The organism is Hankyongella ginsenosidimutans (assembly GCF_005144965.1).
Lineage (GTDB): Bacteria > Pseudomonadota > Alphaproteobacteria > Sphingomonadales > Sphingomonadaceae > Hankyongella > Hankyongella ginsenosidimutans.
Genome location: NZ_CP039704.1, coordinates 2,725,960 through 2,749,622, shown reverse-complemented (window position 1 = coordinate 2,749,622; position 23,663 = coordinate 2,725,960). Strand labels below are relative to the sequence as shown.

Annotated in this window: 29 protein-coding genes and 4 pseudogenes; 14 read left to right on the top strand and 19 right to left on the bottom strand. The window is 67.0% G+C overall.

The features are described from left to right. Positions 1–232: 232 nt before the first annotated feature. The gene (locus tag E6W36_RS16300) at positions 233–448 is read right to left on the bottom strand and encodes a hypothetical protein (RefSeq protein ID WP_222873288.1); all 216 of its coding nucleotides are present in this window, start codon (positions 446–448) and stop codon (positions 233–235) included. A gap of 193 nt (positions 449–641) precedes the next feature. On the opposite strand from E6W36_RS16300, the gene E6W36_RS16295 reads away from it, so the two are divergent. Then, on the top strand, positions 642–803 hold the full coding sequence (locus E6W36_RS16295) for a hypothetical protein (RefSeq protein ID WP_222873287.1): 162 nt from the start codon (positions 642–644) through the stop codon (positions 801–803). 56 nt (positions 804–859) lie between these two features. Here E6W36_RS16295 and E6W36_RS16290 read toward each other — a convergent pair whose 3' ends face one another. After that, on the bottom strand, positions 860–1,528 hold the full coding sequence (locus E6W36_RS16290; RefSeq protein WP_222873286.1) for a S24 family peptidase: 669 nt from the start codon (positions 1,526–1,528) through the stop codon (positions 860–862). Between the two features lie 346 nt (positions 1,529–1,874). Between E6W36_RS16290 and E6W36_RS16285 the strand changes: the two genes are divergently transcribed. After that, positions 1,875–2,672 (top strand): hypothetical protein, encoded by a 798-nt coding sequence (locus E6W36_RS16285; protein WP_222873285.1) that lies wholly within the window; start codon positions 1,875–1,877, stop codon positions 2,670–2,672. An 89-nt stretch (positions 2,673–2,761) separates the two neighbouring features. Here the strand turns inward: E6W36_RS16285 and E6W36_RS16280 are convergent, their stop codons facing one another. The 5 genes from E6W36_RS16280 to E6W36_RS16260 all read right to left on the bottom strand — a co-directional run bounded on the left by E6W36_RS16280 (position 2,762) and on the right by E6W36_RS16260 (position 7,953). After that, complete coding sequence (locus E6W36_RS16280; RefSeq protein WP_222873284.1) at positions 2,762–3,856, bottom strand: putative bifunctional diguanylate cyclase/phosphodiesterase; 1,095 nt, start codon at positions 3,854–3,856, stop codon at positions 2,762–2,764. Further along, positions 3,765–4,526: a diguanylate cyclase domain-containing protein gene (locus E6W36_RS16275; protein ID WP_222873283.1), complete on the bottom strand. Its 762-nt coding sequence runs from the start codon at positions 4,524–4,526 to the stop codon at positions 3,765–3,767. Before E6W36_RS16275 ends, E6W36_RS16280 begins: the two co-directional genes overlap by 92 nt. A gap of 195 nt (positions 4,527–4,721) precedes the next feature. Then, positions 4,722–6,224: a TSCPD domain-containing protein gene (locus E6W36_RS16270; RefSeq protein ID WP_222873282.1), complete on the bottom strand. Its 1,503-nt coding sequence runs from the start codon at positions 6,222–6,224 to the stop codon at positions 4,722–4,724. Next, positions 6,140–7,483, bottom strand: a complete 1,344-nt coding sequence (locus E6W36_RS16265) for a vitamin B12-dependent ribonucleotide reductase (RefSeq protein WP_222873281.1) — start codon at positions 7,481–7,483, stop codon at positions 6,140–6,142. The genes E6W36_RS16270 and E6W36_RS16265 overlap by 85 nt, the downstream gene beginning before the upstream one ends. Next, a complete protein-coding gene (locus tag E6W36_RS16260) occupies positions 7,405–7,953 on the bottom strand; it encodes a hypothetical protein (protein WP_222873280.1) in 549 nt (182 codons plus the stop codon). The genes E6W36_RS16265 and E6W36_RS16260 overlap by 79 nt, the downstream gene beginning before the upstream one ends. A gap of 398 nt (positions 7,954–8,351) precedes the next feature. Between E6W36_RS16260 and E6W36_RS16255 the strand changes: the two genes are divergently transcribed. From E6W36_RS16255 to E6W36_RS23830, 4 genes and pseudogenes are all read left to right on the top strand, one after another. Next, positions 8,352–8,900 (top strand): NADH-ubiquinone oxidoreductase subunit NDUFA12 family protein, encoded by a 549-nt coding sequence (locus E6W36_RS16255; RefSeq protein WP_425459655.1) that lies wholly within the window; start codon positions 8,352–8,354, stop codon positions 8,898–8,900. A gap of 14 nt (positions 8,901–8,914) precedes the next feature. After that, positions 8,915–9,244 carry an MlaD family protein gene (locus tag E6W36_RS16245; RefSeq protein ID WP_246047840.1) on the top strand — a complete coding sequence of 110 codons (330 nt, stop codon included), beginning with the start codon at positions 8,915–8,917 and terminating at the stop codon, positions 9,242–9,244. After that, positions 9,241–9,414, top strand: a complete 174-nt coding sequence (locus tag E6W36_RS16240) for a hypothetical protein (protein ID WP_222874548.1) — start codon at positions 9,241–9,243, stop codon at positions 9,412–9,414. The genes E6W36_RS16245 and E6W36_RS16240 overlap by 4 nt, the downstream gene beginning before the upstream one ends. Then, positions 9,396–9,587: pseudogene (locus E6W36_RS23830) on the top strand (DUF2155 domain-containing protein); the annotation flags it as partial. The gene E6W36_RS16240 and the pseudogene E6W36_RS23830, both read left to right, overlap by 19 nt. Before the next feature lie 35 nt (positions 9,588–9,622). On the opposite strand, the gene aat reads toward E6W36_RS23830, so the two are convergent. Genes aat through E6W36_RS16215 form a run of 6 tightly spaced genes read right to left on the bottom strand, consistent with a single transcriptional unit; the run spans position 9,623 to position 12,700 of the window. Continuing rightward, positions 9,623–10,369, bottom strand: coding sequence for a leucyl/phenylalanyl-tRNA--protein transferase (gene aat / locus E6W36_RS16235; RefSeq protein WP_222873278.1), 747 nt, complete (start codon positions 10,367–10,369; stop codon positions 9,623–9,625). A gap of 34 nt (positions 10,370–10,403) precedes the next feature. Beyond that, a complete protein-coding gene (locus E6W36_RS16230) occupies positions 10,404–11,120 on the bottom strand; it encodes an SAM-dependent methyltransferase (protein ID WP_222873277.1) in 717 nt (238 codons plus the stop codon). Continuing rightward, the gene (locus E6W36_RS16225) at positions 11,099–11,425 is read right to left on the bottom strand and encodes a hypothetical protein (RefSeq protein ID WP_222873276.1); all 327 of its coding nucleotides are present in this window, start codon (positions 11,423–11,425) and stop codon (positions 11,099–11,101) included. Before E6W36_RS16225 ends, E6W36_RS16230 begins: the two co-directional genes overlap by 22 nt. Before the next feature lie 20 nt (positions 11,426–11,445). Further along, positions 11,446–11,571: a hypothetical protein gene (locus E6W36_RS21155; RefSeq protein ID WP_281277376.1), complete on the bottom strand. Its 126-nt coding sequence runs from the start codon at positions 11,569–11,571 to the stop codon at positions 11,446–11,448. Continuing rightward, entirely contained in the window at positions 11,568–11,786 is a 219-nt protein-coding gene (locus tag E6W36_RS16220) for a PilZ domain-containing protein (protein ID WP_222873275.1), read from the bottom strand. The genes E6W36_RS21155 and E6W36_RS16220 overlap by 4 nt, the downstream gene beginning before the upstream one ends. Before the next feature lie 26 nt (positions 11,787–11,812). After that, positions 11,813–12,700 carry a tetratricopeptide repeat protein gene (locus tag E6W36_RS16215; RefSeq protein WP_222873274.1) on the bottom strand — a complete coding sequence of 296 codons (888 nt, stop codon included), beginning with the start codon at positions 12,698–12,700 and terminating at the stop codon, positions 11,813–11,815. 261 nt (positions 12,701–12,961) lie between these two features. Between E6W36_RS16215 and E6W36_RS16210 the strand changes: the two are divergent. The 3 genes and pseudogenes from E6W36_RS16210 to E6W36_RS16200 form a co-directional block, all read left to right on the top strand. Further along, positions 12,962–13,672: pseudogene (locus E6W36_RS16210) on the top strand (AAA family ATPase); the annotation flags it as partial. A gap of 449 nt (positions 13,673–14,121) precedes the next feature. Continuing rightward, positions 14,122–14,919 carry a tetratricopeptide repeat protein gene (locus E6W36_RS16205; RefSeq protein WP_222873273.1) on the top strand — a complete coding sequence of 266 codons (798 nt, stop codon included), beginning with the start codon at positions 14,122–14,124 and terminating at the stop codon, positions 14,917–14,919. A 9-nt stretch (positions 14,920–14,928) separates the two neighbouring features. Continuing rightward, positions 14,929–15,432 (top strand): SPOR domain-containing protein, encoded by a 504-nt coding sequence (locus E6W36_RS16200; RefSeq protein WP_222873272.1) that lies wholly within the window; start codon positions 14,929–14,931, stop codon positions 15,430–15,432. A 7-nt stretch (positions 15,433–15,439) separates the two neighbouring features. Here the strand turns inward: E6W36_RS16200 and E6W36_RS16195 are convergent, their stop codons facing one another. Together E6W36_RS16195 and E6W36_RS16190 are read right to left on the bottom strand one after the other, a co-directional pair. Further along, positions 15,440–16,681 (bottom strand): dihydroorotase, encoded by a 1,242-nt coding sequence (locus E6W36_RS16195; protein WP_222873271.1) that lies wholly within the window; start codon positions 16,679–16,681, stop codon positions 15,440–15,442. Further along, positions 16,678–17,714, bottom strand: a pseudogene (locus E6W36_RS16190) (aspartate carbamoyltransferase catalytic subunit). The gene E6W36_RS16195 and the pseudogene E6W36_RS16190 overlap by 4 nt, the downstream one beginning before the upstream one ends. Positions 17,715–17,813: 99 nt before the next feature. Between E6W36_RS16190 and E6W36_RS16185 the strand changes: the two are divergent. Genes E6W36_RS16185 through E6W36_RS16165 form a run of 5 tightly spaced genes read left to right on the top strand, consistent with a single transcriptional unit; the run spans position 17,814 to position 21,090 of the window. Next, entirely contained in the window at positions 17,814–17,954 is a 141-nt protein-coding gene (locus E6W36_RS16185; RefSeq protein ID WP_222873270.1) for a hypothetical protein, read from the top strand. Next, on the top strand, positions 17,951–18,148 hold the full coding sequence (locus E6W36_RS16180; protein ID WP_222873269.1) for a hypothetical protein: 198 nt from the start codon (positions 17,951–17,953) through the stop codon (positions 18,146–18,148). The genes E6W36_RS16185 and E6W36_RS16180 overlap by 4 nt, the downstream gene beginning before the upstream one ends. Then, positions 18,145–18,480 (top strand): hypothetical protein, encoded by a 336-nt coding sequence (locus E6W36_RS16175; protein WP_222873268.1) that lies wholly within the window; start codon positions 18,145–18,147, stop codon positions 18,478–18,480. The genes E6W36_RS16180 and E6W36_RS16175 overlap by 4 nt, the downstream gene beginning before the upstream one ends. Continuing rightward, positions 18,423–20,354 carry an MMPL family transporter gene (locus tag E6W36_RS16170; protein ID WP_222873267.1) on the top strand — a complete coding sequence of 644 codons (1,932 nt, stop codon included), beginning with the start codon at positions 18,423–18,425 and terminating at the stop codon, positions 20,352–20,354. The genes E6W36_RS16175 and E6W36_RS16170 overlap by 58 nt, the downstream gene beginning before the upstream one ends. 58 nt (positions 20,355–20,412) lie before the next feature. Continuing rightward, a complete protein-coding gene (locus tag E6W36_RS16165; protein ID WP_222873266.1) occupies positions 20,413–21,090 on the top strand; it encodes an MlaC/ttg2D family ABC transporter substrate-binding protein in 678 nt (225 codons plus the stop codon). Here E6W36_RS16165 and E6W36_RS22440 read toward each other — a convergent pair. The 4 genes and pseudogenes from E6W36_RS22440 to alr all read right to left on the bottom strand — a co-directional run bounded on the left by E6W36_RS22440 (position 21,042) and on the right by alr (position 23,653). Continuing rightward, positions 21,042–21,377, bottom strand: coding sequence for an ATP-binding cassette domain-containing protein (locus E6W36_RS22440; RefSeq protein WP_342776704.1), 336 nt, complete (start codon positions 21,375–21,377; stop codon positions 21,042–21,044). The two genes, E6W36_RS16165 and E6W36_RS22440, sit on opposite strands and share 49 nt — an antisense overlap. Further along, positions 21,263–21,814 (bottom strand): ABC transporter ATP-binding protein, encoded by a 552-nt coding sequence (locus E6W36_RS16160; RefSeq protein ID WP_342776703.1) that lies wholly within the window; start codon positions 21,812–21,814, stop codon positions 21,263–21,265. Before E6W36_RS16160 ends, E6W36_RS22440 begins: the two co-directional genes overlap by 115 nt. Further along, a complete protein-coding gene (locus tag E6W36_RS16155; RefSeq protein ID WP_222873265.1) occupies positions 21,811–22,593 on the bottom strand; it encodes an MlaE family ABC transporter permease in 783 nt (260 codons plus the stop codon). The genes E6W36_RS16160 and E6W36_RS16155 overlap by 4 nt, the downstream gene beginning before the upstream one ends. After that, positions 22,590–23,653: pseudogene (gene alr / locus E6W36_RS16150) on the bottom strand (alanine racemase). The gene E6W36_RS16155 and the pseudogene alr overlap by 4 nt, the downstream one beginning before the upstream one ends. Positions 23,654–23,663: the final 10 nt, after the last annotated feature.

Sequence of the window (23,663 nt, the reverse complement as noted above, 5' to 3'; positions counted from 1 at the left end):
AGCGCACGGTATCGGCGGCGGACGATGCGCCGATGTCTACGGGTTCTTCATCGCCGGCCGGCAGTTCCAGCGCATCCTCGTCGGAGCGTTGCTCAACTTGATACGGCACCCCTGCCTGCGGCGGGGATCGGCAGGCGTTGCTCCTGCAGCAGGAGGACGGCGAGCGCTAGCACGCCCCTCCCTTAAAGCATCGGTTTCAGGCGTTAAATGCCAAAACGCATGAACGGCCTGATTAATGGAGGTCGCCGATAATGTCTTCAAGCTGCAGGATCTGGACCGCGCGCTCGACCTGGCGCCAGTGCGAGAATTCGACGACATTGCCGATGCGTTGGCTGGCGTCGGCGCGGGCAGCGGCCTCGACGCAGGCATACTCGCCATGGTCGGCAATCAGGCTGGTGGCTGTCACATAAACTGCGGTGTCGGCGATGGTCAGCGGACTGGTATTCATGCTCTACTCCCTTGCATACACTCGGGGTATTGCAAGGAAGGGGCCGCTCTCATGGCATTGTAATTGTTTAGAAAAATGCGTTTCTTGGCCGTTCTGTAATGTACAGGACGGGACGAGTTGTGCCAGAGTGGTGCAAGCTGTCCCGAATTTCAGGCTTGTAACGGGCGCGTGATTGTCGCACGGCGGCGCGGAAATGAAAGGCGTGAGCATGCAGCGTGGCGGCGGGGTTTTCATCGCAATCGGCGCAATCGGCGGCGCGGCGGTCGGCGTGGCGTTCGGCCAGTCGACCATAGGGATTCTCACAGGCGTCGCGCTGGGGATCGGCGCAGCGATCCTGATCGGCATCCGCCGATAATCTGTCCCCATCGGCAGGCTGGATCAGCCGGTGGACACCCTGTTGAGCCTCCACAGCTAGAGCCTGCGGCCGACCCAGACCACCCGGCCGATGACTTCCACGCTGTGCGCCGGGCAATCCGGCCAGCTTGGATAGGCGGGATTGTCGCTCTGGATCGTCAGGCGGCCGGTGGCGGGGTGGATGGCGAGCCGCTTCACGTGCAGGCTGTCGTCCGTGCGCAGGACGTAAATGCCGTCCCGCACGCGGCGGTCGGCGGTATCGAGCAGGATATGATCCCCGTCGTTGAGGGTCGGGAACATGGAGTCGCCCTCGACGCGGATGACCGCCAGACTCTCGATCCCGCCGCTGGCGATCGAACGCACCCAGCGGGCCTGGAACGCCAGCGCCGAGTCCGGTGCTTCGATGCCTGTCTGCAGGCTGCCGCCGCCGGCTGAGGCGCGCACATCGTAGTAGGGGATGAGCATGAAATCTTCCGAGTCCCGGACATCGGTGGCGTTGCTGCGCACTTGCGGCCCGTCCGGCCCACCGAGGTCCCGCTCGCTGACATTGAAATGGCGCGCCAGAATCCGCCGATCAGACTCCGACAGGCGGCGCGGCACGCCGCGCTTGATGAACTGCTGGACATAGGTGGGGTTCCGCCCGAGCAGGCGGGAAATCGAAGCATAGTCCTCATTGCCGGAGCGGATAAGCTGGTCCAGCGTGATACGCACCTGTTCAGAGTCCATACGCGCTCCGGCCTGGTCGGCCGGCCCCTCAACATCGGTGGAGCAGCGCCTGCGCACTGTTCCCGGCACCCCCGTAGTGCGATGCGTTATAGGAATTTACCTAGACATGCAAGGCATCTTCCGATAATAGGAAAAACCTAGAGAATAGTTTTTATGCGAGGTCTCCTATGCTCGATCGCATCGAATACGCCCTCAGGGTCCACGCCATCGCACCGTCGACGGCCGGACGCGCCATTGCGGCCGATCCACGCCTGATTTTCGACCTGCGGCGTGGGCGCAGGCCAAGCCCGCCCATGTGTACCCGTCTGGAAGTCTGGTTGTCGGACCTCGAAGCGAAAGGTGCAGCATGCTGACCCTGGATGTCTCTCCCGCTCTGCAGCGCGCCAGGCGCACGCTACGTACCGTTTTCCCCGTCGACAGGTTCTGGTTGGTGGATTTCGAAGCCAGGCCCTGGGTTAGCGCGACCTTCGATGGCATGCGCTATCATCTGGTGATCGGCATGGCACCACAGGCTGAGCCTGCCCTGATCGAGGCTCTGCGGGCGACATTTGCTGATGGAGCCTGGTTGCCGGACGATCAGGTTCTCGTGGATATCTGCATGCGGGCGGGGAGGGTCTGGCGGACAGGGCCGGCAGCTGATCGTCGAGGTGCTGGCGCTGATCGATGCACGCTGAATCCTAGAATATCAGCCATTGCTAAAGCTCGTAAAGTAATATACAACCAATACGAGTTTGTTGCGGGCGGTGTTCGAGGTGCGCTTGTGTCCAGTAATAGGCTGATGCCGAAGGGCGGCCTGCGCGTATTCCCGCGTAGAATTTCGAAGCTCAAGCAAGCGCGCCACGTCTTGGCCTGGCCCTTCGAGGAAATTCCCAGCCTGCCGCGCCTTTGCCCGCAGACGAGCGGCGAGCGCTGGCGCACCCGCGTGTTCGCTGTGTCGATCCCGGTGAAGCATGGCGACGCGGAGGCGTTCGCCGCCTGGCTGACCTGGGTGCAGCGGCGGGATTGTTTGTTTGCGCTTGATGATGCGGCGGCTGGGCGCTGGCTCGTGCGCGCCGCCAGTCCGATTACGATCGTCGCGGGGCCGGACGGCTCCACGCAGGTGCGCATGGATCTTGAGTGCGTGGAGGCGGGCCCTACACCTTGATCTCCCCTCCCGCGCAGGAGGGAGGCGCACCTAACCTGATGCCATCATGATCTTGCAGGCTTCTGAAAAGTCGCGGAGATGCTTCTCTGCTAGAAGGCGATCGCCTGTGCGGCCGTGCGCCGCAGGAACTCGGCGGCATGCGCGTTGTCGACGGGGCGGGAGAAGGCATAGCCCTGGCCGAGCGTGCAGCCGAGATCGCGCAGCGCCACCGCCTGATCGAAGCGCTCGATCCCTTCCGCGACGGTCGCCTTGCCCAGGTGGCTGGCAAGCGAGAGCACGGTGCAGACCAGCTTGTGGCTTTCTTCAAGCTCGAGCATGCCGGCGATGAAGCTGCGATCGATCTTCAGGATGTCGATCGGCAATTGCTGCAGAGCGCCCAGCGACGAATAGCCGGTGCCGAAATCGTCCATGGCGATGATGACATCCTGCGCCTTCAACTGGTTCAGGACGTCGACGGCCTTTTGCGGGTGCTCGGCGATTGCGCTTTCGGTGATCTCCAGCTCCAGGCAGCGACCCGGCAGATCGTAGCGCTCCAGCGCGTTGAGCACCACCGCGACCAGATCGTCGCGCGCGAACTGCAGGGCGGAGACATTCACGGCGACTCGCAGATCGTCCGGCGCGACGCCGTCGCTGCGCCATTGCGCAAGCGTGCGGCAGGCCTCGTCGAGCGCCCAGCGTCCCAGCTCCACGATCAGCCCGGTCGATTCGGCGACGGGAATGAATTCGACCGGCGAAACAAAGCCGCGGGTCGGGTGGTGCCAGCGGGCCAGCGCCTCGAACGAATGCGGGCGGCCCGTCTTCAGGTCGATCAGCGGCTGATAGTTGAGCGTCAGCTCGCGCCGCCAGACCGCATGCCGCAGGTCGGTTTCCAGACGGAACTGGGCGCGCGCTTCAAGATGCTCCGCGTTCTGGTAGATTTCGGTGCAGCCGCGGCCGAGCGCCTTGGCGCGGTTCATGGCGAAGTCCGCATCCTGGATCAGGTTCTCGGCGAAATACTCGCCGGACAGGGATGAGGCGGCACCAATGCTGAGCGACACATAGAGTTCTTCGCCGCCGATCCTTATCGGATTGCTGAGTTCCCGGTGGATGCGCTCAGCGGTTTCGCGCGGGGGCGATCGACTGCACGTCCTCGAGCAGGATGGCGAATTCGTCCCCGCCCAGCCGCGCCAGCGTATCGCCTGCACGCACGCAGCCGATAAGCCGGCGCGCGAGCGTGATCAGCAGTTCGTCGCCGATGACATGGCCCAGGCTCTCGTTGATGAGTTTGAACCGGTCTATGTTGAGGAACAGCAGTGCGACCTGGCGCCGTGCGTTGTTCTTGGCGTTGGCCAGCGCGCGCTCGATACGCTCGGTCAGCAGCGTGCGGTTTGGCAGGCCGGTCAGATTATCGTGCGATGCCGCGTGCAGCAGTTGGCGCTCGGCCAGACGCTCCGGCGTGCGATCGATGATCGAGAGCAGCACGCGGGTCACCCGGCCGTCTGCGGACTGCACCGGCGCGATGCAGCATTCCAGCGACTGACAGTTGATGTCTTCGCGGGACTCGACGCTGACGCAGCGTGCGCTTCCGGCCTCGAAACAATCGGCAATCGCGCCGGCGATAACCGCGCTGGTTCCGATCAGGCGGATTTTCGGCAGGGTCAGCCCGATGCAGTTGTGGCGGGTGTAGTTCGCCAGCCGCTCGAAGGCCTGGTTGGCCAGTGCGCAGACAAAGCCATGGTCCGGGGCGCGCTGGAAAATCAGTGCGGAGGTCGGCAAGGCGTCGATCAGCACCTGGACATCGAACGCCCGGCTATCGCCGGGTTCGGGCGCGGCGTTGGCGAGAAGCGGTCGCAGGGGCACGATGTCAGCGTACATGATAAACTCAGCCTAAAACGCCATTCTGGCGGGCCAAAGGCGCTGCAGCGCGTGAATGCAGCGCCGCTTGTAAGATTATGAGCCTGTTCTTGCCGGTCATTACCCGCAATTTGCCAGCCCCGCTTTAATTTCAGGTAAACGGCAAAACGTCCGTTCGTCGAGACATGGCTTATTTGTTAAGGATTTAGACTGTCGTCAGCCTTGAGCGGCGGCGGCACCGCAGGCCGCGCAGATCGTTCCGCCGCCGCTGCGCAGCACCGCGCGGCCGCCGCAGGCCGGGCACGCTGGCCCATCAAGGCCGTGCAGGCGCTGCGCCAGGCTGATTGGCGGCGGAATTTCAGCCGGTTGCGCGGCTTCCTGGCTCAGGGCATCAGGCACGACATAGAGGTCCGGCCGAGCGTAGGCCATCAAACCCGGGTCGGTTTCGCGGCAGTCCGGGTCGCGGCGCTCGAGGTAGCTGATCGCCAGTTCCCGGAAGATGTAATCAAGCACCGAGGTGGCGGATTTGACCGAATCGTTGCCTTCGACCGGGCCAGACGGCTCGAATCGGGTCGCCGTGAAGGCGTCGATGAACTCGTCCAGCGGCACTCCGTACTGAAGCCCGATCGAGACCGCGATTGCAAAGCTGTTCATCAGGCTACGGAAGGCCGCGCCCTGCTTGTGCATGTCGATGAAAATCTCGCCCAGCCGGCCGTCGTCATACTCGCCGGTGCGCAGATACACCTTGTGGCCGCCGATGACCGCCTTCTGGGTATAGCCCTTGCGCCGGCCCGGCAGGTGAATGCGCAGCACCTCATGCGCCGGAGGTGGTGCCGGATTGCCTACCGGGTCTTCGACGTCGTCCGCCCCGAGGGCGGCGGCGGGCAGCGGCTGCGCGAGATCGGTCCCGTCGCGGTAGAGCGTCAGGCCCTTGAGGCCGAGCCGCCAGCCAAGCGTCATCAGGTCCGCGCAGTCGTCGCGCACGGTGTCCGCCGGTAGAACCAGGGCGTGGGCAATGCCGCCGCTCAGGAACGGCTGAACCGCCGCCATCATGCGCAGCCGGGGCTCGACGCCAAGCGTCCGGCCGTCCGCAGCCGTGCCGCAGTCGAACACAGGCAGGTGTGCAGGGTCGAGCCCCGGCGCACCGGCGAGCGACTGCGCGCCGCAGATATGGCGGTTGGCCTGCGCGATCTGTTCGGTGGAAAAGCCCAGGTGCGCCAGCACGTCGAAGCCGGGATTGGCCAGCGCCTCCTCCGGAATGCCAAGCGTATCCCGACAGAACGCCAGGCCGAGGCTCCAGGGCGAAAACGCCGGGCGTATGTCGTAGGCCTGCGCCAGTTGCGCTTCGACAGCCGCCAGTTGCTCAACGCCGAAGCCGAGTGCGGCAAGGGCACCCGGATCGAGGTGCGGCGCACCCGCCAGCCTGCCGCGGCCCAGCACATGGTCGCAGATCGCGGCGCTCGCGTCCGGCGGGTAGCCGAGCGCGGCAAGCGCTGCCGGAACGGCGCGGTTGATCACCTTCACATAGCCGCCGTCCGACAGCTTGCGGTATTTGACGAGCGCCGTCTCCGGTTCCAGGCCCGGCGTGTCGCAGTCCATCAGCAACGCCGACGCGGCGGCTGCGGCCAGGCTGGTCACCTGCGCATTGCGATAACCGTGGTCTGCTCCCTGCGCCAGCGCGCGGTCCCACACACGGGTGATGGCCTGAGCGAGCGGCACGTCGGGGCAGTGGTCGGCGTCGAGGGGGCAGGCGGGGTCGCAAGCGCCTCATAGCCATCGGTCAGGCCATAGGCGGCGCGGCGATGGTTGCGCACGACCCGCAGCATGTCCTGGGTGAAGGCCGGGCAGGGACCCAGTTCGGCCGCCAGTTCGGCCGAGGCCGCATAGGCGCTGCCGGTGATCAGCGCGGCCAGGCTGCCGGCCAGGGCGCGGGCGGCCGGGCTATCATAGCCGATGCCGCGCGCCAGCAGCAGGCTCCCGAGATTGGCGAAGCCGAGGCCGAGCGGCCGGGCGCGCCAGGCGGCCTGCGCCAGTTCTGCACTCGGATACTGCGTGGCGGTGACGACGATATCGAGCGCGACTGCCCACAGGCGCACGGCATGCATCAGGCTGTCCACGTCCGTTGCGCCGTCTGCAAGCGTGAACGCCATCAGGTTCAGGCTGGCCGCCGGGCAGGACGCAGGGCCGGGGAAGAGCAACGCGCCATCGAGACTCGACGCCGTGACGTCGCCAAGCTGCGGGCAGGTGTTCCAGCCGTTGACGGTATCCGCGAACATGAGGCTCGGGCCGCTGCTGCTCCAGATCGCGCTGGCGAGGCTGGACCAGCTGTCCGATCGCTGCGCCGGGGCGGCATCGGGCACGCGCGCCAGCAGGCGGGTGTCGGCAAGGGCCGACCAGGCGCCGCTGTCCCAGTCAAGCTGCGGCGCGGGGATCTCGATCCGGTTGACGCCGGCGCGGGCTTGGTCAAGCGTCTGGCGCAGCGTCCCGTCCGGCACGCCATCGGCGCGCGCGGCGCGGATCGCAGCGCGCAGGCCGGGATTGTCCACGGGGTCGACGCCGTCGGCAGCGGCGGCGAGCACGGCGTTCAGATGCCGCTCCAGCACGCGCGCGCCGGTCGCAAGCGTCGCAAGGGTGCGCTGGTCTTGCGCGTTCGCACGGATGAACGCGTCCGCCTGCGGATGGTCAAGCCCGAGCGCCAGAAGCCGTGTCGGGCGGCGCAGCGCGAACCCATCGGCAGCAGGGGCGTGCGTTGCGCCGGCGAGCCGTAGCAGCGACATCGGGTCGGCGTCGATGCCGGTGCAGTCAAACGCCTCAAGCGCACCGGCCAGCACTTGCCCTGCATCGCGCGGCGGGGCGTCGATGCGCAGGCTCAGGGCATCCGGGCGTTCGCCGGGGCCGGTCAGGGCACGCGCATCACCCGTGCGCGGGTCGAGGCCGTAGCCCGCAGGCGGCGACTCGATCCCGTACGCCCAGTACAAGCCGGTCTCCTGCCATTGCGCGACATCGGCGCCGCCATCTGCATCGCCAGCATGTAGGCGATCTCGTCGTGAAACGTGCGGGCGTCCGCCTCGCTGTCGAAGACGCCGGACTTCCAGCCCCAATAGGTCCAGGCACCGGCCAGACGCGCGAACAGCTGCAAGGCGCTGGTCTCTCCGCCGGTGCGGTCTTCGGCAGGCAGGGCTGCCAGCGCCTCGGTGTCCGCCGCGCTGCGCCACAGCCAGGGCGGCAGTCCGGGTTCCTCGATGCGGCGCAGGCGGGCCGGAACGCCATGAAGGTGCAGCGCGCGCTGCGCCAGCAGGTCGACGGCGACCTGGCTCCAATGCGCCGGAACCGCGACGCTGACGGCAGCCGGGGACTCCAGCGCGCCACATTCAGCGCGCGCCGTGCGCACGGCGATGCCCTCGAACGGGCCGAGGCCGGCGACGGTGTAGCGACGGGAAAAACGCATGGCCTTCATCCTGCCTGCGCCGGGGCCTGCGCCCACGACTCAAGCCATATGATGCCACTTGTTCCGCATGCTTCAAGATATGGAGACAAGTTATCCCCAGGCTTCTATATATGGTGGGGTACGTTGCGCGGGCGGTCCAGAAGCGCCGGGACGGACGCTGGCGTTTGCGTGCGGAATAAATTGAACATCCCGGCGTCAGCCGCTAGTGTCGTGAAATCGAAGCTCGCTACACCATGATATCGGACTCGTGCGAACTTCGATTCTGAAAACGACACGAGAAACAATATCTTGCCAGTGTCCTTCTCGAATCCGAAATCCAACCGCGCCTGATATCGGGGTAACGGATTTCAGATTCGGGACACTCGGCGGGGTGAGACCATTGTGAGAGGAACGCCGTCATGGGGCTGTTCAAGAATATCTTCGTCTGGTGGGACGATGCGACCTGGGGCACGCGGCTGTTCACGGCGCAGCGTGGCGAGAAGATTGGCACCGATACCGATGGCAACGCCTATTACCGGGAGCGTAACGGCAGCCGTCGCTGGGTGATCTACAAGGGCGACGCCGAGGCAAGCCGCGTGCCGCCGGAATGGCACGCCTGGCTGCACTACACGGTCGATACGCCGCCGTCCGAGCGGCCCCGGTCGTCAAGACCTGGGAGAAGCCCCATGTCGCGAACCAGACCGGCGGCGCCGGGGCCTATGCGCCGCCCGGCAGTCTGGACGCCGGCGGCAAGCGCGCGCCTGCGACCGGCGATTACCAGGCCTGGCGGCCGGACGAAGCCTGAGGACGCGATGCAGTTGAAGGAAAATCTCGTCGAAGCGCTGATCGGCGCTGCCGTGCTGGTGGTCGCTGGCCTGTTCGTGAGCTATGCCTACACCCGGACCGAGGCCGGGCAGGGGCAGGCGGCTACACCCTCAACGCGCGCTTCGACAGCGCGGGCGGCCTGAGCGTCGGCACCGATGTGCGCATCTCCGGCATCAAGGTCGGCACGGTGACCGCGCAATCCCTCGACCCCGAGAATTACAAGGCCGTCATCAGTTTCACGGTGCGTGACGATGTGAAGCTGCCTGCGGACAGCACCGCCGTCGTGGCGAGCGAGGGGCTGCTTGGCGGCAATTACCTGGAATTGAAGCCAGGCTATGAGGAGGATCTGCTGAAGCCCGGCGCAACCGTGCTTTATACGCAAGGATCGCTGGATATCCTCGGGCTGGTCGGCCGCTTCATCGGCAATACGGACAAACCAGCCGAGAAGAAGGACACTGCAACCCCTGCGAGTCCCGTCGCACAATGAAGTGGGCGCTGGCTGCGGGTTGGTCGCTAACACTTGCGACTGCGGTGCTGGCGCAGCCGGCGAGCGCGCCGCCGCAACCCGCCAACCTGAAACCCGCCGGCCCGAAACCCTCGCAGCTGCCGACCCCGTCGACCAGCGCGCGGTCGAGATCGTGGCACTCGACAAGCTGAGCGGTCACAGCCAGATCCTGGCGCTGAAACCGGGCGAGAGCGTGACGTTTCGCGAATTGAGGATCGCCGTGCGCAGCTGCGAGACGCGCGCGCCAGGCCTGCCGCCGGAATCGGGCGCGTTCGTGCAGATTACAGGCGGCGGCAAGCGGTTGTTCTCGGGTTGGATGTTCGCCGTGGCCCGCTCGCTCAACGCTTTCGAGCATCCAGGCTACGCCGTCTGGGTCAAAAGCTGCAAGATGCGCTTCCCGGACAGTGGGCCGGACACCGTGAGCGCGCGCTCAAGCGCGCCGCCCAGGGCCTCGTCCGCAACCCCTGCCGCGAGTACTCCAGAGGCGGCCCCGGCCGAAGGCGAGTAGTCCCGCTCCAGGCGCTGGAAGTCGGCGCTCTCCCGCACTGCGAGGTGCAGCCGGCGCAGATACGCGTCCCGGCCGATTTCGATGGCGCCCATCCGCGCCAGATGCTCGGTGATGAACTGGGTGTCGAGCAGCCGGTAGCCGCCGAAGCGCAGCCGCGCGACCAGATGGACCAGCGCGACCTTGGATGCATCGGTCTCGCGCGAGAACATGCTTTCGCCGAAAAACGCCGCCCCGAGCGACACGCCGTACAGTCCGCCGATCAGCCGGCCCTCAAGCCAGCACTCGATGCTGTGCGCATGGCCACGCCTGTGCAGTTCCGTATAGGCGTCCAGAATGACGCTGTTGATCCAGGTATTCTCGCGGCCCGGCGCAGGTTCGGCGCAGGCGCGCATGACATCGGCGAATGCACGGTCGCTGGTCACGCAGAAACGGTCCTGCCGGACGATCTTGGCGAGCGAGTGGCTGATATGCAGCCGGTCCAGCGGCAGGACGCCGCGCTGTTTCGGCTCGACCCAGTAGATGTCCGCGGCGTGGCGGTGCTCCGCCATGGGGAACAGGCCGGCGGCGTAAGCCTTGAGCAACAGGTCTGGCGTCAGCATGGCGCCTTATAGCCGAAGCCGACCGGGCTAACAGCTACCAGTTGCTCATCATCTTGACGCCTTTTTCCTTCTTGGCGGCGAGAATCCGGCGGAACTGCAGTTGCCCGCCGGTGAGAACCTTGACGCGCTTGCTCCAGAGTTCGGCTTCCTTGAGCACGATCTTGGTCAGATGCTCCTGGCCCTGCTGCTGCAGAAGATCGGCGACAAGCTTGTCCGCACCGGCCCACGCCTTCTTGATGAGGTCGATATGCTCTTCGGTGCGGTCCTCGTTCACGCGCACGCCAAGACCCGCTTTTGTCGCGGCTTCGACGAACTCCGGTGCGGTGACCAGATTGAGCTGGCGCGGCTCGCCCTGCAGCCAGTCCCGGTAGTCCGCGTTCGCCACCGAGCCGTCGTCGACGAGGAAATAATCGGTGATCAGCACCAGGCCTTCCGGCTTCAGCGCCGCGTCGATCATGGCCAACGCTTCGGCCTTGTTCGGCCGCTGGGCCAGATAGCCGTCGACCAGCACCCGGTCATAGCGGCGTATAAGCGGATTTTCCTGCGTCAGATCGAGTTGCTGAACCGGGGCCTTCTTGATCATTCCGGCCATGGTGGACAGGTGGTTGCCGGCCTGCGCCAGCGACTGGGACGGCTCGAGTCCGGTCACCCACACCCCGAAATGCTCCGCGAGCGTACGCGCGGGGCCGCCAAGCCCTGCCCCGAGATGGAGCATGCTCAGCTCGGGCGTCATCGCCAGCAGCTTGGACATGGCGATAATATATTCCGGCCCGCCGGGGCCGCAGTAGCCGCGCCCCAGATCAACTGGGCGATATCGATGCGTTGTTCGTTCCACGGGTCGATGCTGGTGGCATCCACGCCCTGCAGCGGCGTTTCCTGCAACGCGACGTCGATGTCGTCGGGCGGCGTGTGGTCCTGCCGGCTGGGTGTCGAAGCGGTGGCGGCGTCCTGGTGCGGCATCAGATGTTCCGGGTCATAGCCCTCCCACCACGCCTTCAGCCGGATGCTGAACGGGATGGGGCGCTTACTCGGTGCGGATGCGGCCTTACTCGCCATCTCCTCTCTCAAGATATCGTTCAATCCAACAAGGTCAGGGCATGCGCTGTGGTCATATCGGCAGCGATCGCCCGCAGCGCGAAACCGACGGCGCTTTCGCCAAGCTCGAACTGCAACCCGCAGCCGTATTGGTCATGCCGCGTCACGGTCGCGCCGATCTCCCCGCGAACGGATGGCTGAGCGTGACCTTATGCCCAAGGTCAGGGCGCTGGCGCATGACCAGATAGGCGCCGGAGGCGGAAATCTCCTGCAGGCGACCGGCCAGCGACTGCTCACCATCGCGGATCACGCACATGCTCTCGACCCGATAGCGCGGAGAACCGCGCCGGTCGCTGGCGAGCCCGGATAGTTGTGCAGACATGAGATTGTTACCTTCCGGTCCTTCTATCAGCTATCGATCCTTAGCGGGATTTCGCAAACAGCAGGTAAACGTGGATTAGGACTGTCTGGCGGGTGCAACGCCGCGCGGCACCACAAGGCAATTGATGCCCGCGCTGCGGATTTGCGCGCACAGGTCGCGGGCCTCGGCCTTCTCGCCAAGGCCAAGATGGAGCCGCACGACCGGGCCGGCTTGCTCGAACACGGGCTGGCGGCTGGTAAACGCCATGCGCTTGCGCACGAACTCGGCCCAGGCGTCCTGCGCTTTCGCCTTCGAGCCGTAAGCCCCAGCTGCACGCGCCATGGCGCATCGGGCGTCGAGGCGGCATCAGGCGCGACGGCGGGCGCGCTCTGGGGTGCCGGTGAAGGTTTTGCGGCGACTTTCACCGGCTGCGCTGCTGCGACCCGCACTGGCGCGCTGGACGCAGGGTTCGGCTGTGGGGACGCAGGCGGCGCGGACAAGGCGACGAGCAGCGCGTCGGACGATTGGCGATCCTCGGCTCCCAGCGTCTTGGTCATGGTGGCGACGGCGGCGGCCGCCTCGTTCACGCCCAGCGAGGCAGCGAGGCGCGCATAGGCATAGGCGCGCGGCCAGTCCCGGGCGACCAGCTCGCCGTTGAACATGAGCACGCTCAGCATATACAGCGCATGCGGCTCGTTGACCTTGGCGGCTTCGCGCCACCAGCCGATCGCGGCGGTGATATCTCCAAGCGGGGCTGGCGCGAAATACAGCAGCGTGCCGAGATTGGCCTGAGCGCCGGCATGGCCAAGCTTGGCGGCGCGCTCGTAATAGCCGACCGCCTGGCGGTCGTTGGCGGGCACGCCTTTGCCCAGGCGGTGCATCTGGCCGAGATTGTAGAGTGCTGCCGGGTCGTTCTCGAGACCGGGGCTGACCATTCCGCCAGCGCGCCGGTATAGTCACCGGCTGCGTATTTGGCGGCGCCGGTGGCTACATCCGCCGCGGCCGTCCGCACCGTCAATGCCAGTGGCACAGCGGCAAGAAGGACAAGGCGGCGCAATACGGACATACGGTTCGCTTTCAAGCGGCAGGCAGTTACAAGATGGTTAACAACATTAACCGGGGAATGCTTTAGCCTTTCTTAATTGCTGAATTCTATCGTGCTCTCGCGAAAAACAATTTGCGGAGTGCAAAACAGGATGCGTGTTCTGGCATTTGCGTCGCAGAAGGGTGGATCGGGCAAGACCACGCTGAGCGGCCACATTGCAGTCCAGGCGGAGCGGGCGGGAGCCGGCCCGGTGGTCTTGATCGACATCGATCCGCAGGGGTCGCTGTCCGAATGGTGGAATGCGCGCGAGGCGGATGCGCCGGCGTTCGCGCAGACGACGGTCGTCCGGCTCAATCATGACCTCGAAGACCTGCGCAACCGCGGCTTCAAGCTGGCGATAATCGATACGCCGCCCGCAATCACCGTTGCGATCCAGAGCGTCATCGCCGTCTCCGAACTGATCGTCATCCCGACCCGGCCCAGCCCGCACGACCTGCGTGCCGCCGGCGCCACCGTCGATCTGGTGGAGCGGGCCGGCAAGCCGCTGGTCTTTGTCGTCAATGGTGCGACGCCGCGGGCACGCATCACCACTGAGGCGGCGATCGCGCTTTCCCAGCACGGCACCGTCGCCCCGATCACCCTGCATCACCGCACCGATTTCGCCGCCAGCATGATCGACGGCCGCACGGTGATGGAGGTGGACCCGGGCGGCAAGTCGGCAAACGAAGTCGTCGAGCTCTGGCGCTATCTCTACGACCGCCTGGAGCGCAACTTCCGCCGCACCGTGTTTCAACCGCGCATGGCGGTGACGCCGCCCCGCGCGCCAGCTTCGGCCGCAAAGCGGCGACCGCAGAGTAGGGGCATCCATGCAGGAAAGCAAAGCATTCGCCTCGCTGAGTTCCGCGCTGCTCGCCCGCAAGGGGCAGGCGCGGCCGGCCAGCCGTTCGATCGTCTACGCAGACCAGGATGCGCCGCTGCTCGCGGACAAGGCACTGCCGCCCGAGCGCCCGGCCGTGCCGGACAAGATCGAGGTGCAGAGCGCGCCGCCGCCCATCGCTCCCGCCCGCAGCAGCGCGCGCAGGTGGGCAAGCGCGCGCAACCGGGCATGGCGCGCAACAACAAGGCGGCGTTCACCCTGCGGCTGGATGGCGAACGCCACCTGAAGCTTCGTCTGGCCTCCGCGCACGCGAACCTCTCCGCGCAGCAGATCGTCTGCGCTGCGCTCGACAAGTATCTCGCCGATTATGCCCCGCTCGCCGGCGGGGATTGCCCCTGCCGCGATCTGGCGCAGCGCCCATCAGGAGATCAGGCATGACGCTGCGCACCGCCTCGACTTTGGCGATCATCGCCGTTCTGGCCGCCGGCTGCAGCGAAACCAGGGCGCCGACGCTGACGGCGCAGAAACCGATCGCACCCTCGAAGCTGGCGGTCGCCGTCAACAAAGCGCTGGCCGAGGGTGACACCGGCGCGGCGGTGACGCTGGCGCAACTGCAGGCTCAGGCGCAGCCGGGGTCGCCGGAGCTGCAGCGCCTGCTGGCGCGGGCGCAGTTGGCCGATGGCCGCTTCACCGAGGCGCTCTACACCCTGAAAGCCCAGGCCGAGGCCAACCCACAGGATACAGCGCTCAGCTTCTCCTACGGGCTCGCCCTGCTGGCGACCGGGCAGGAGGAAGCAGGACGCGTGCATCTGGTGAGGCTGGTGATGACCAGCGCGCCGCAGATGGCGAGCGATGTCGGCCTGGCGCTGGCGCTGGCGGGCGATCCGGCCGGCGGGCTCAGCCTGCTGGAGCCGGCCGCGCGCGCTGCAGAGGCGGACGGGCGGGTGCGCCAGAATCTGGGGCTGGCCTATGCCGCCAAGGGCGACTGGCTGCGCGCCCGCGACGCCGCGCGCCTTGACCTCACGCCCGAGCAGGTGGATGCGGCGCTGGCGCGCTGGGCCGTGCTGCTGCAGCAGCAGACCCCGGAGCGCATCGCCATCCTGCTGGGCGGATCGCCGGAAAAGCTCGCTGCGCGCACGCAACTGACCCGGGCTGCACCGGCGGCGCTCGCGCCGGCCGCCAGCCTTGGGTTGTCGCTGCCGCCGATCTGCCGACGCCGCCCCGGTCGTTGAAAAACCGCAGTGAACCTGCCCAAGCTTGGGCCGGTGCAGCTTGCCGCGGTCAGCCCGCTTGCGATTGCGCCGACGCCGATCATCACGGAAGCGACGCCGGAACCCGCACCCCAACCCGCCCTGCAAGCCGCGCAAGCGCCTCGGCAGATGCCGCAGGCGGTGCGTCTGGCCGCCACCCGCACCCCGGCAGTCGTGGCGAAAGTGTCCGCACCTGTCCAGGCTGCATCTCTCGCTGCGACGTCCGCCGAAGCGTGGACGGTGCAGCTCGGCGCGTTCAGCACGGTCGATCTGGCCAAGGCGGCCTGGGGCGTGCTGACCGGCAGGTACAAGCTGCTGAATGGCGCTGGTTCGCCCTTGCTGCTGCGTACTCAGGGCACGGGGTTGACCCGGGTCGTGGTCAGCGGTTTTGCCGACAAGGCCGAGGCGCGCACGTTCTGCCGCAGCTACCGCGCCAGTGGTGGGGAATGCTTCGAGCGCCGGGTGACGGCGGCCTTCAGCACCGTCCGTCTCTAGCAGCCTGCTAGAAAGCGCCGAAGATCTGGCGTCCGGCCTGCCAGACGCCGTGGAGCCGCCCGTAAACCGGCAGTCCGTCGAACGGCGTATTGCGGGCGGGCGAGGCGAGGGCGCTGGCATCGATCCGGCCGGCGGCGTCGGGGTCGATCAGGATCGCATCGGCCGGCGCGCCAGCGGCCAGCACACCGCCCGGCACGCGGAAAATCCGCGCCGGATTGGCCGTCATGGCGGCAAGAACGGTTTTCAGATCGATGTCGGCGTTGTGGGCGAGGGTCAGGGCCAGCGGCAGCAGGGTCTCGACGCCGACCATGCCGGGTTCCGCCTGGCCGAATGGCAGGCGCTTGTCCTCTTCGGTGCGCGGATCATGACCGGAGGCGATCACATCGATCGTGCCGTCGCGCACCCCTGCGACCGTGGCCAGTCGGTCAGCCTCGCTGCGCAGCGGCGGCGACAGCCGGGCGTAGGTGCGGTAGCCGTAGGCCGCGTGCTCGTTCAGCAGCAGGTGCGCCGGCGTGACGCCGCAGGTGACCTGAGCCCCGCGGGCTTTGGCGGCGCGCACCAGCGCGATGCTTTCCGCTGTCGTCACCTGGGCAATGTGCAGGCGTGCGCCGGCGTGTTCGGCCAGGCGGATGTCGCGCGCCACCATCAGGCACTCGGCGATCGCGGGGTGGCTGGCGAGCCCCAGCCGTGTTGCGACCTCGCCGTCGGTTGCGACCGTGTCGGCGACCAGGTCCGGCTCCTCCGCATGGCTGACCACCAGCGCGTCGAAGCCGCGCGCATACTGCAGCAGGCGCAGCATGATGGCGGCGTTGCGGATGGCGGCACGCCCGGTTGCAATGGCGACCGCGCCGGCGGCCAGACACAGCCCGACCTCCGCCATGGCGTCGCCTTCAAGGCCCGTGGTCGCCGCTGCCAGCGGGTGCACCCAGACCCGCTTCTGGCCCAGCCGCAGCACCCGCTCGATCATCGCCGGATCGTCGAGCGTCGGCGACTGGTCCGGCATCAGGCACAACCGGGTGACGCCTCCGGCAGTGGCTGCGGCAACGTCTATCCTGAATACGCGGCTATCGATCAGGCCAGGGCACAGGGTCAGGCCGTCGCAGTCGATCGTCGGCACGCCGTCCGGGATTTCGATGTCGCCGACAGCGCTGATCCGGCCGCCCTGCATCAGCAAGCCTCCGGCGCGATCGATGCCGGTCCCGTCAAGCAGGCGGGCGTTGACGAAAGCCAGCGGCGGCGCCTCGATCATGACGGGACTCCCCATGACTGCAGCCCGGCCCAGCCGTCCAGTCCGCGCTTGCCGCGGGTCAGCACATCAAGGCAGGCCATGCGCACGGCAACACCCATCGCCACCTGCTCGGTGATCGCCGAGCGGCTGACGTCGTCGGCGACGGCGGTCGCGATCTCGACGCCGCGGTTCATCGGGCCGGGGTGCATCACCAGCACGTCCGGCTTGGCGGCGGCGAGCCGGGCTTCGGTCAGGCCATAGAAATGGAAGTATTCGCGCGTCGAGGGCACATAGGCACCCTGCATGCGCTCGCGTTGCAGGCGCAGCATCATGATCACGTCGGCGTCGGCGATGCCGGCTTCCATGTCGGTGAAGGTCTCGACGCCCAGCCGCTCGATGTCCGCACCCATCAGGGTTGGCGGTGCGACGGCGCGCACCCGCGCGCCCAGGCTCGCAAGCAGCTGGAAATGGAGCGCGCAACGCGGCTGTGCAGGATGTCGCCGCAGATGGCGACCGTCAGGCCCTCGATCCGGCCCTTGCGGCGGCGGATGGTGAGCGCGTCCAGTAGCGCCTGGGTCGGGTGTTCATGGCGGCCGTCACCGGCATTGATGACCGAACAGCCGACTTTCTCCGCGATCAGGCGCACCGCGCCCGAGTCCGCATGGCGGATCACGATGATGTCCGGCCGCATCGCCGAGAAGGTGAGCGCCGTGTCGAGCAGGGTCTCGCCCTTGCGGATGGAGGAGGCGCCGGGAACCATGTTGATGGTGTCGGCACCCAGGCGCTTGCCGGCGATTTCGAACGACAGCAGGGTGCGCGTCGAGTTCTCGAAGAAGGCGTTGATCTGGGTCAGGCCGGCCAGCGGGCGCGGCGCATCCGCCGGCGGGTCGATCCAGCGCGCCGCCTCGTCGAGCAGATAGCGGATTTCCCACGGCTTCAGGCCGGCGATGCCCAGAAGGTTATAGTAGGGAAGGGGTGCGCCCCGTCCGGCATGGCTGTTTGCGACATGCCGGTGCTGTAGCCGCGCCGTCTGCGCGCGGCAAGCCGGCTTCATCGCTCTGGGGCTCATTGCGCTTGCACTGGTGAGACCGCTCGGCGATAGATCGCCAGTTCACTTCCGGTTCAGCGACAGAGCGCTACCTCCTTGCACGCCATGAAAGATCACCCTTCCGCCGCTGCGCGCTTCCTGCTGCGTTGGACGGCCATCGCGACCGCGCGCCCCTGGCTCACCATTCTTGTCGGCGTCCTGCTCGCCGCGCTTGGCGGGGCCTACGCTGCGACCCACCTGGGGTGAACACCGACACCCGCAAGATGCTGAACCAGTCGCTTGACTTCAACGTCGCCGACCGGGCGATGGAGGCGGCGTTCCCGAAGCTGAGCAAGGCGATTGCGGTCGTCGTGCGCGCGCCGACGCCGGAGCTGGCCGATGCCTATGCCCGCGAGCTCGAGCAGCGGTTGCGGCTGGAAAACACGCGATCGCCGGTGTGATCTCGCCGGCGACCGACCCTTATCTGCGCCGCAACGCCTTTCTGCTCATGTCGAGCGAGAAGGCGGCCAAGCGGCTCGATACGCTGAGTTCTGCATCCACGCTGCTCGAGAGCGTGACCACCGAGGCGTCCCTGCCGTCGATCGTCGGGGCCTTGGCCAAGGCGCAGGATCTCTCCTCCAGCGCTGGCGGGCAGATCGATACCGCGCAGTTGAAGCATGCGACCGACGCCGTGACCGAGACAATCGACGCGCGCCTGCAGGAAATCCGCGACCGATGTCGTGGCAATCGCTGCTCGACACGCAGCCTGCGCCGTTCGCCCAGCGGGTGCTGACGATCGAGGCCGTCCAGGATTTTCATGCGCTGCACCCGGCGCGGGCTGCGCTGACCTCGATCCGCGACGCGATCGGCCAACTGAAGGGGCGTGCCGAGTTTCGCGGCGTGCAGGTTGGCGTGACCGGCGATCCGGCACTGCGCGAGGAGGAACTGAAAAGCGTAACCGACGGCATGGTCCTGTCGTTTGGATTGTCGTTCGTCCTGCTGGCCGTTGTCCTGGGGTTCGCCTTGCGCAGCGGCTGGATGGCGGCGGCGGCGATGCTGTCGCTCAGCATCGGCATCGCCCTGACGTCCGGTTTTGCCGCACTTGCAGTCGAGTCACTCAATCTTGTCTCGGTCGCCTTCACTGTGCTGATGTTCGGCCTCGGCATCGACTTTGCGCTGCACTACTGCCTGCACGTCCAGAAAGAGGAGAGCGAGGGCAAGGCGCTGGACGCAGCCCTCTCTGCGACCGCGCGCCACCTCGGGCCGACGCTGCTGGTCGCGGCCGGCACGGCATCCATCGGTTTTCTGGCTTTCGTGCCGACCAATTTCATCGGCATTGCCCAGCTCGGCGTGATTTCCGGCGCAGGCGTGCTGATCGCGCTGGCCTGCAACCTGACCATCCTGCCCGCCGCCCTGCGTCTGGTCCGCCGGGCTGGTGGGCATTCCCACTTCGTGTCTGCCGCATCGCTCCATGGCCACTGGAAGCGGCGACCCTGGCAGTTGTGGGTGGTGGTGGGGGTGACAGCACTTGCGCTGCCGCTGCTGCCGCACGTCCGGTTCAACGCCGATCCCATGGGCCTGCGCGACCCGGATACCGCTTCCGTTAAGACCTTTGCCTGGCTGTACGATGGCGACGATGGCGGGCCGTACCGGCTGAGCGTGGTCGTGAAGGACGCCGCCGAGGCGCAGGCACTGACCGGGAAGCTGAAGGCGCTGCCGCAGGTCGGGCGCGTCGTCTCGACCCTCAGTTTCGTGCCCGACGATCAGGAGGACCGGCTTGGCCTGATCGCGTTCGCCGCTGGCGGGCTGGAGGGTGCTGGCGCCGAAGCCGGACAAGCCGCTGACGCTTGCCCCTTGCAGCGGGTGGCGGCGGCGCGCTCGCAACTCCTGAACCTGCCGCGCAATCCGGAACTTGACCGGCTGTCCGCGGCGATCCAGCAGCTGCAGGTGCGCGCCGCGCGCGATCCGGCGCTCGTCAGTGCCGTGGAGCGCGACCTGTTCGCCTATCTGCCGCCGCTGGTCACGGAATTGCGCGGCCAGCTCTCGCCGGAAGTCCTGACGGTTCAGAGCACACCGCAATGGATCAAGGACCGCTTTATCGCGACCGACGGCCGTCTGCGTCTGGAAATCCAGCCGGCGGGCAACATTGACAGCGTGCCAGCGCGGCGCGCCTTCGTCGAGGCCGTGCAGTCGGTTGCACCGACCGCCAGCGGCCCGGCGCGCTCCGTGCTGGAGGCAGGCGGCTATGTGGCTGGCTCCATGATCCAGGCGACCAGCCTGGCGTTTGTGCTGGCGATCGGCGTAGTCTGGATCACGACACGCAAGTTCAGCCTGGCGCTGATCGTGGTGACGCCGCTGGTGTTTGCGGCAATCCTGACGTCTGCGGCCGGTGTTCTCCTCGATCTGCCCTACAATTACGCCAATGTGATCGTGCTGCCGCTGTTGATCGGCCTCAGCGTCGACGCCGGCATCTATCTCACGGTCGCCGGCAGCGAGCCCGGCTCGATCGGCAAAGGCCCGGACCGGACGACGGCGCGTTCGATCCTGTTCAGCGCGCTCACCACCATGGATTCCTTTGGCACCCTCTCGCTTTCGGATCACAGGGGATTGCGAGCATGGGCATTCTGCTGGCGATCGGGGTGGCGTTCGCCGTCATCACCACCATGACCATCATCCCGAACCTGCTGGCGCTCCGCTATCGCCACCTCAAGACAGGAGTTTCCTGATGCTGCGAAATGCTACTTTGCTCAGTGTCGCCGCCCTGCTGTCAGCACCTGCGGCTTACGCGCAGACCGATGCGCTGCAGGCTGCCGCCGCGAGCGCGGTAAGCGACTTCAATGCCAGGGCGAGTGAAATCATCACCGACAAGGGCTTGAGCGCCAGCGCGCGGTTCACGCAGTTCCGCGCGTTGCTGGACAAGACCTACGCACTCGATTTTCTGGCCCGCTTCCTCGGCGGCGATGCCTACACCAAGGCGACGCCGGACCAGCAGGCGGCCTACAAGAGCGTGTTCCCGAACTACGTGACCGCGCTCTATCTTGATCAGTTCGGCAAGCTCGTCGGCAAGACGCAGCGCCAGGTGAGCATCCGCACAGTGGGCGCGAGCGAGGTGTTCGTGCGCACGGAAGTCAAGCGCACCAGCGGCGCGCCTGCGACGCTGGAATGGCGCGTGCGCAAGGGTGCGGACGGCCAGTTTCGCATCGTCGACGTGGCGACCGAAGGCGTCTCCAACGCGCTGGGCAAGCGCGCGGAATTTGCAGCGTTTGCGCGCGACAAGGGCTTCGACGCGTTGATCGCCGACCTGAAGAAACGCGGTGCCCCGCCACAGGGTAAACGCTGGCTGCTTGCGCCCGTTCAGCGCCGGCCGGTGAGGGTGCTGATCGGCCCCTCGGCCTTGCCATGAACGAACTGGTCGACGTAGGCGTTGCCGCTGGCGTCGATCTGCGCGCGCGGGCCATCCCAGACGATTTCGCCCTGGTGCAGCATGGCGACACGGTCCGCGATCTTGCGCACGCTGCCCATGTCATGGGTGATCGACAGGGTGGTCGCGCCCAAGTCGCGCACCCGCTCGACGATCAGCGCGTTGATGACATCGGCCATGATCGGGTCGAGGCCGGTCGTCGGCTCATCGAAGAAGACGATCTCCGGCTTGGCAGCGATCGCACGCGCCAGCCCGACCCGCTTCTGCATGCCGCCCGACAGTTCGGAGGGAAGAGATCGGCAACGTCCGCCCCCAGGCCGACGCGCTCGAGGGTTTCGATGGCGAGCCGCCGCGCCGTGCGCGCCGCCATGCCGCGGCCCTGGATCAGCCCGAAGGCGACGTTGCGCCAGATCGGCAGCGAGTCGAACAGCGCTGCGCCCTGAAACAGCATGCCGATGCGCATCAGGAACTGCTGCCGCGCCTTGCCCGTGAGCCCCAGCACCGACTGCCCGTCGACGCGCACGTCGCCCGCATCCGGCCGCAGCAGACCGAGAATGCACTTGATCATCACGGACTTGCCGGTCCCCGAGCCGCCGATGATCACCAGCGATTGCCCCGCCTCGACCCGCAGATTGACCCCGCGCAGCACCTGCTTGGTGCCGAACGCCTTGGTGAGGCCGATGAGTTCGAGCTTCGGCGTCGTCATGCGAACACGATCACGGTGATGATGAGGTTGGCGAGCAGGATCAGGATGAACGCTGACACCACCGCATTGGTCGTCGCGCGCCCGACACCCTGCGCGCCGCCTTTGGAGTGGTAGCCATGATAGCAGCCCATGAGCGCGATGATGAAGCCGAACACCGCCGCCTTGATGAGCGAGGAGTGGACGTCTTCCCACTCCAGATACTGTGAGGTGACCCGCAGATAGGCGGCCGGGTTGAAGCCCAGCCGCTCGGTCGCGATCAGGTAGCCGCCGAACACCCCGATGATGTTGGCGACAATGGTCAGCAGCGGCAGCACGATGACGGCGGCCAGCAGGCGCGGCGCGACCAGATATTTCAGCGGGTCCGTCGAGAGCGTGACCATGGCGTCGATCTGTTCGGTGACCCGCATGGTGCCCAGTTCCGCCGCCATTGCGGAGGAAACCCGGCCCGCCACCATCAGGCCGCCGAGCACCGGGCCAAGTTCGCGCACGATGGCGATCACGGTGACGGCGGCCACGGCGCTTTCCGCATTGAAACGGCTCGATCCCACAAAGATCTGCTGGGCGAGCGCCGCACCGGTGAACAGGGCGGTGAGGCCGACGACCGGCAGCGAGAAATAGCCGATGATCAGCATCTGCTCGAGCATGCGGCCGAAATAGAAGGGCGGGCGCACCAGGTGCGCGAGGCTGGAGGTGGCGAACCGGCTGACGTTGCCGATTACGGCAAGGCCACCAAGGGCGAAGCGGCCGACGAGGGCCAGGAACGCGAGCAGAGAGGTCATGTCGCGCCGCTATAACGGCGGTTGAAGCGATCGCCCAGCCCTGTCAGCACTTCGTAGGCGGCAAGTCCGGTGCGGGCGGCGATGTCCTCGAGCGACGGGGCTGCGCCACCGATCACGGTTGCAAGCGCACCGACGCCGGGGTCCGCCGCGCCGGCGTCGGCGCAGATCAGGTCCATGGAGACCCGCCCGACCAGCGGGCAGCGCTGGCCGTTCAGCTCAACCCATGCGTCCTTGCCGGAAAGCCGGCGGGGTAGCCGTCCGCATAACCGATACCGAGCGTTGCGATACGGGTTTCGCGTTCGGCCTGCCAGGTCGCGCCATAGCCGACGGTCTCCCCGGCTGCGATCGTCTTCACCTGCAGCACCGGGGCCTGGGCCCGCACGACCGGCGCGATGCGCCCTGCTGCAAGCGGGCTGGGCAGCCCGCCGTAGAGGCCAAGGCCCGGCCGGGTGAGGTCGAAGGCATAGTCCGGCCCAAGGCAGGCACCGGCCGAATTCGCCAGTGAGCGCCGGCGGGCCTGGACCTTGGCGGCAAGGTCAAGGAAGCGCGTCCGCTGGCGCGCGTTCATGGCATGGTCCGGCTCGTCCGCGCAGGCGAGGTGGCTCATCGCCAGATCGATGTCGAGATCGGCAAGGTCGAGCGCGGCGATCTGCTCCGGGCGCAGCCCCAGCCGGTTCATGCCGGTGTCGATCATCAGGCTGCACGGTGCCGCCACCTGCCGCCACAGTTCTGCCTGTTCGGGCGTATCGATCACCGGGGTCAGCCGGGCGTTCAGCAGGGTCGGCATGTCCGCGGCGGTGAAGCCGTGCAGCACGTGCACGGTCGCATCCGGCAGGATGCGGCGCAACTGTTCGCCCTCCTGCAGGGTCGCGACGAAGAAATCGGTGCAGCCCTCGCGGGCCAGACGCAGGCTCACCGGCGCCAGGCCAAGACCGTAGGCACCCGCCTTCACGGCCGCCCCGGCCGGCGCACCGCCGGACAGGGCCCGCAGCGCGCGCCAGTTGGCGGCAAGTGCATCAAGATCGATCAGGAGCTGGGCGGCGGGGGTGCATGTGAGCATTTACAGCTCG

Excerpts from the sequence above, each read along its gene's own strand:
- E6W36_RS16300 (WP_222873288.1), bottom strand. The coding sequence starts at position 448 with ATGAATACCAGTCCGCTGACCATCGCCGACACCGCAGTTTATGTGACA.
- E6W36_RS16295 (WP_222873287.1), top strand. The coding sequence starts at position 642 with ATGAAAGGCGTGAGCATGCAGCGTGGCGGCGGGGTTTTCATCGCAATC.
- E6W36_RS16290 (WP_222873286.1), bottom strand. The coding sequence starts at position 1,528 with ATGGACTCTGAACAGGTGCGTATCACGCTGGACCAGCTTATCCGCTCC.
- E6W36_RS16285 (WP_222873285.1), top strand. The coding sequence starts at position 1,875 with ATGCTGACCCTGGATGTCTCTCCCGCTCTGCAGCGCGCCAGGCGCACG.
- E6W36_RS16275 (WP_222873283.1), bottom strand. The coding sequence starts at position 4,526 with ATGTACGCTGACATCGTGCCCCTGCGACCGCTTCTCGCCAACGCCGCG.
- E6W36_RS16260 (WP_222873280.1), bottom strand. The coding sequence starts at position 7,953 with ATGCGTTTTTCCCGTCGCTACACCGTCGCCGGCCTCGGCCCGTTCGAG.
- E6W36_RS16255 (WP_425459655.1), top strand. The coding sequence starts at position 8,352 with ATGGGGCTGTTCAAGAATATCTTCGTCTGGTGGGACGATGCGACCTGG.
- E6W36_RS16240 (WP_222874548.1), top strand. The coding sequence starts at position 9,241 with ATGAAGTGGGCGCTGGCTGCGGGTTGGTCGCTAACACTTGCGACTGCG.
- aat (WP_222873278.1), bottom strand. The coding sequence starts at position 10,369 with ATGCTGACGCCAGACCTGTTGCTCAAGGCTTACGCCGCCGGCCTGTTC.
- E6W36_RS16230 (WP_222873277.1), bottom strand. The coding sequence starts at position 11,120 with ATGTCCAAGCTGCTGGCGATGACGCCCGAGCTGAGCATGCTCCATCTC.
- E6W36_RS16225 (WP_222873276.1), bottom strand. The coding sequence starts at position 11,425 with ATGGCGAGTAAGGCCGCATCCGCACCGAGTAAGCGCCCCATCCCGTTC.
- E6W36_RS16220 (WP_222873275.1), bottom strand. The coding sequence starts at position 11,786 with ATGTCTGCACAACTATCCGGGCTCGCCAGCGACCGGCGCGGTTCTCCG.
- E6W36_RS16215 (WP_222873274.1), bottom strand. The coding sequence starts at position 12,700 with ATGGTCAGCCCCGGTCTCGAGAACGACCCGGCAGCACTCTACAATCTC.
- E6W36_RS16205 (WP_222873273.1), top strand. The coding sequence starts at position 14,122 with ATGACGCTGCGCACCGCCTCGACTTTGGCGATCATCGCCGTTCTGGCC.
- E6W36_RS16195 (WP_222873271.1), bottom strand. The coding sequence starts at position 16,681 with ATGATCGAGGCGCCGCCGCTGGCTTTCGTCAACGCCCGCCTGCTTGAC.
- E6W36_RS16185 (WP_222873270.1), top strand. The coding sequence starts at position 17,814 with ATGAAAGATCACCCTTCCGCCGCTGCGCGCTTCCTGCTGCGTTGGACG.
- E6W36_RS16170 (WP_222873267.1), top strand. The coding sequence starts at position 18,423 with ATGTCGTGGCAATCGCTGCTCGACACGCAGCCTGCGCCGTTCGCCCAG.
- E6W36_RS16165 (WP_222873266.1), top strand. The coding sequence starts at position 20,413 with ATGCTGCGAAATGCTACTTTGCTCAGTGTCGCCGCCCTGCTGTCAGCA.
- E6W36_RS22440 (WP_342776704.1), bottom strand. The coding sequence starts at position 21,377 with ATGCAGAAGCGGGTCGGGCTGGCGCGTGCGATCGCTGCCAAGCCGGAG.
- E6W36_RS16160 (WP_342776703.1), bottom strand. The coding sequence starts at position 21,814 with ATGACGACGCCGAAGCTCGAACTCATCGGCCTCACCAAGGCGTTCGGC.
- E6W36_RS16155 (WP_222873265.1), bottom strand. The coding sequence starts at position 22,593 with ATGACCTCTCTGCTCGCGTTCCTGGCCCTCGTCGGCCGCTTCGCCCTT.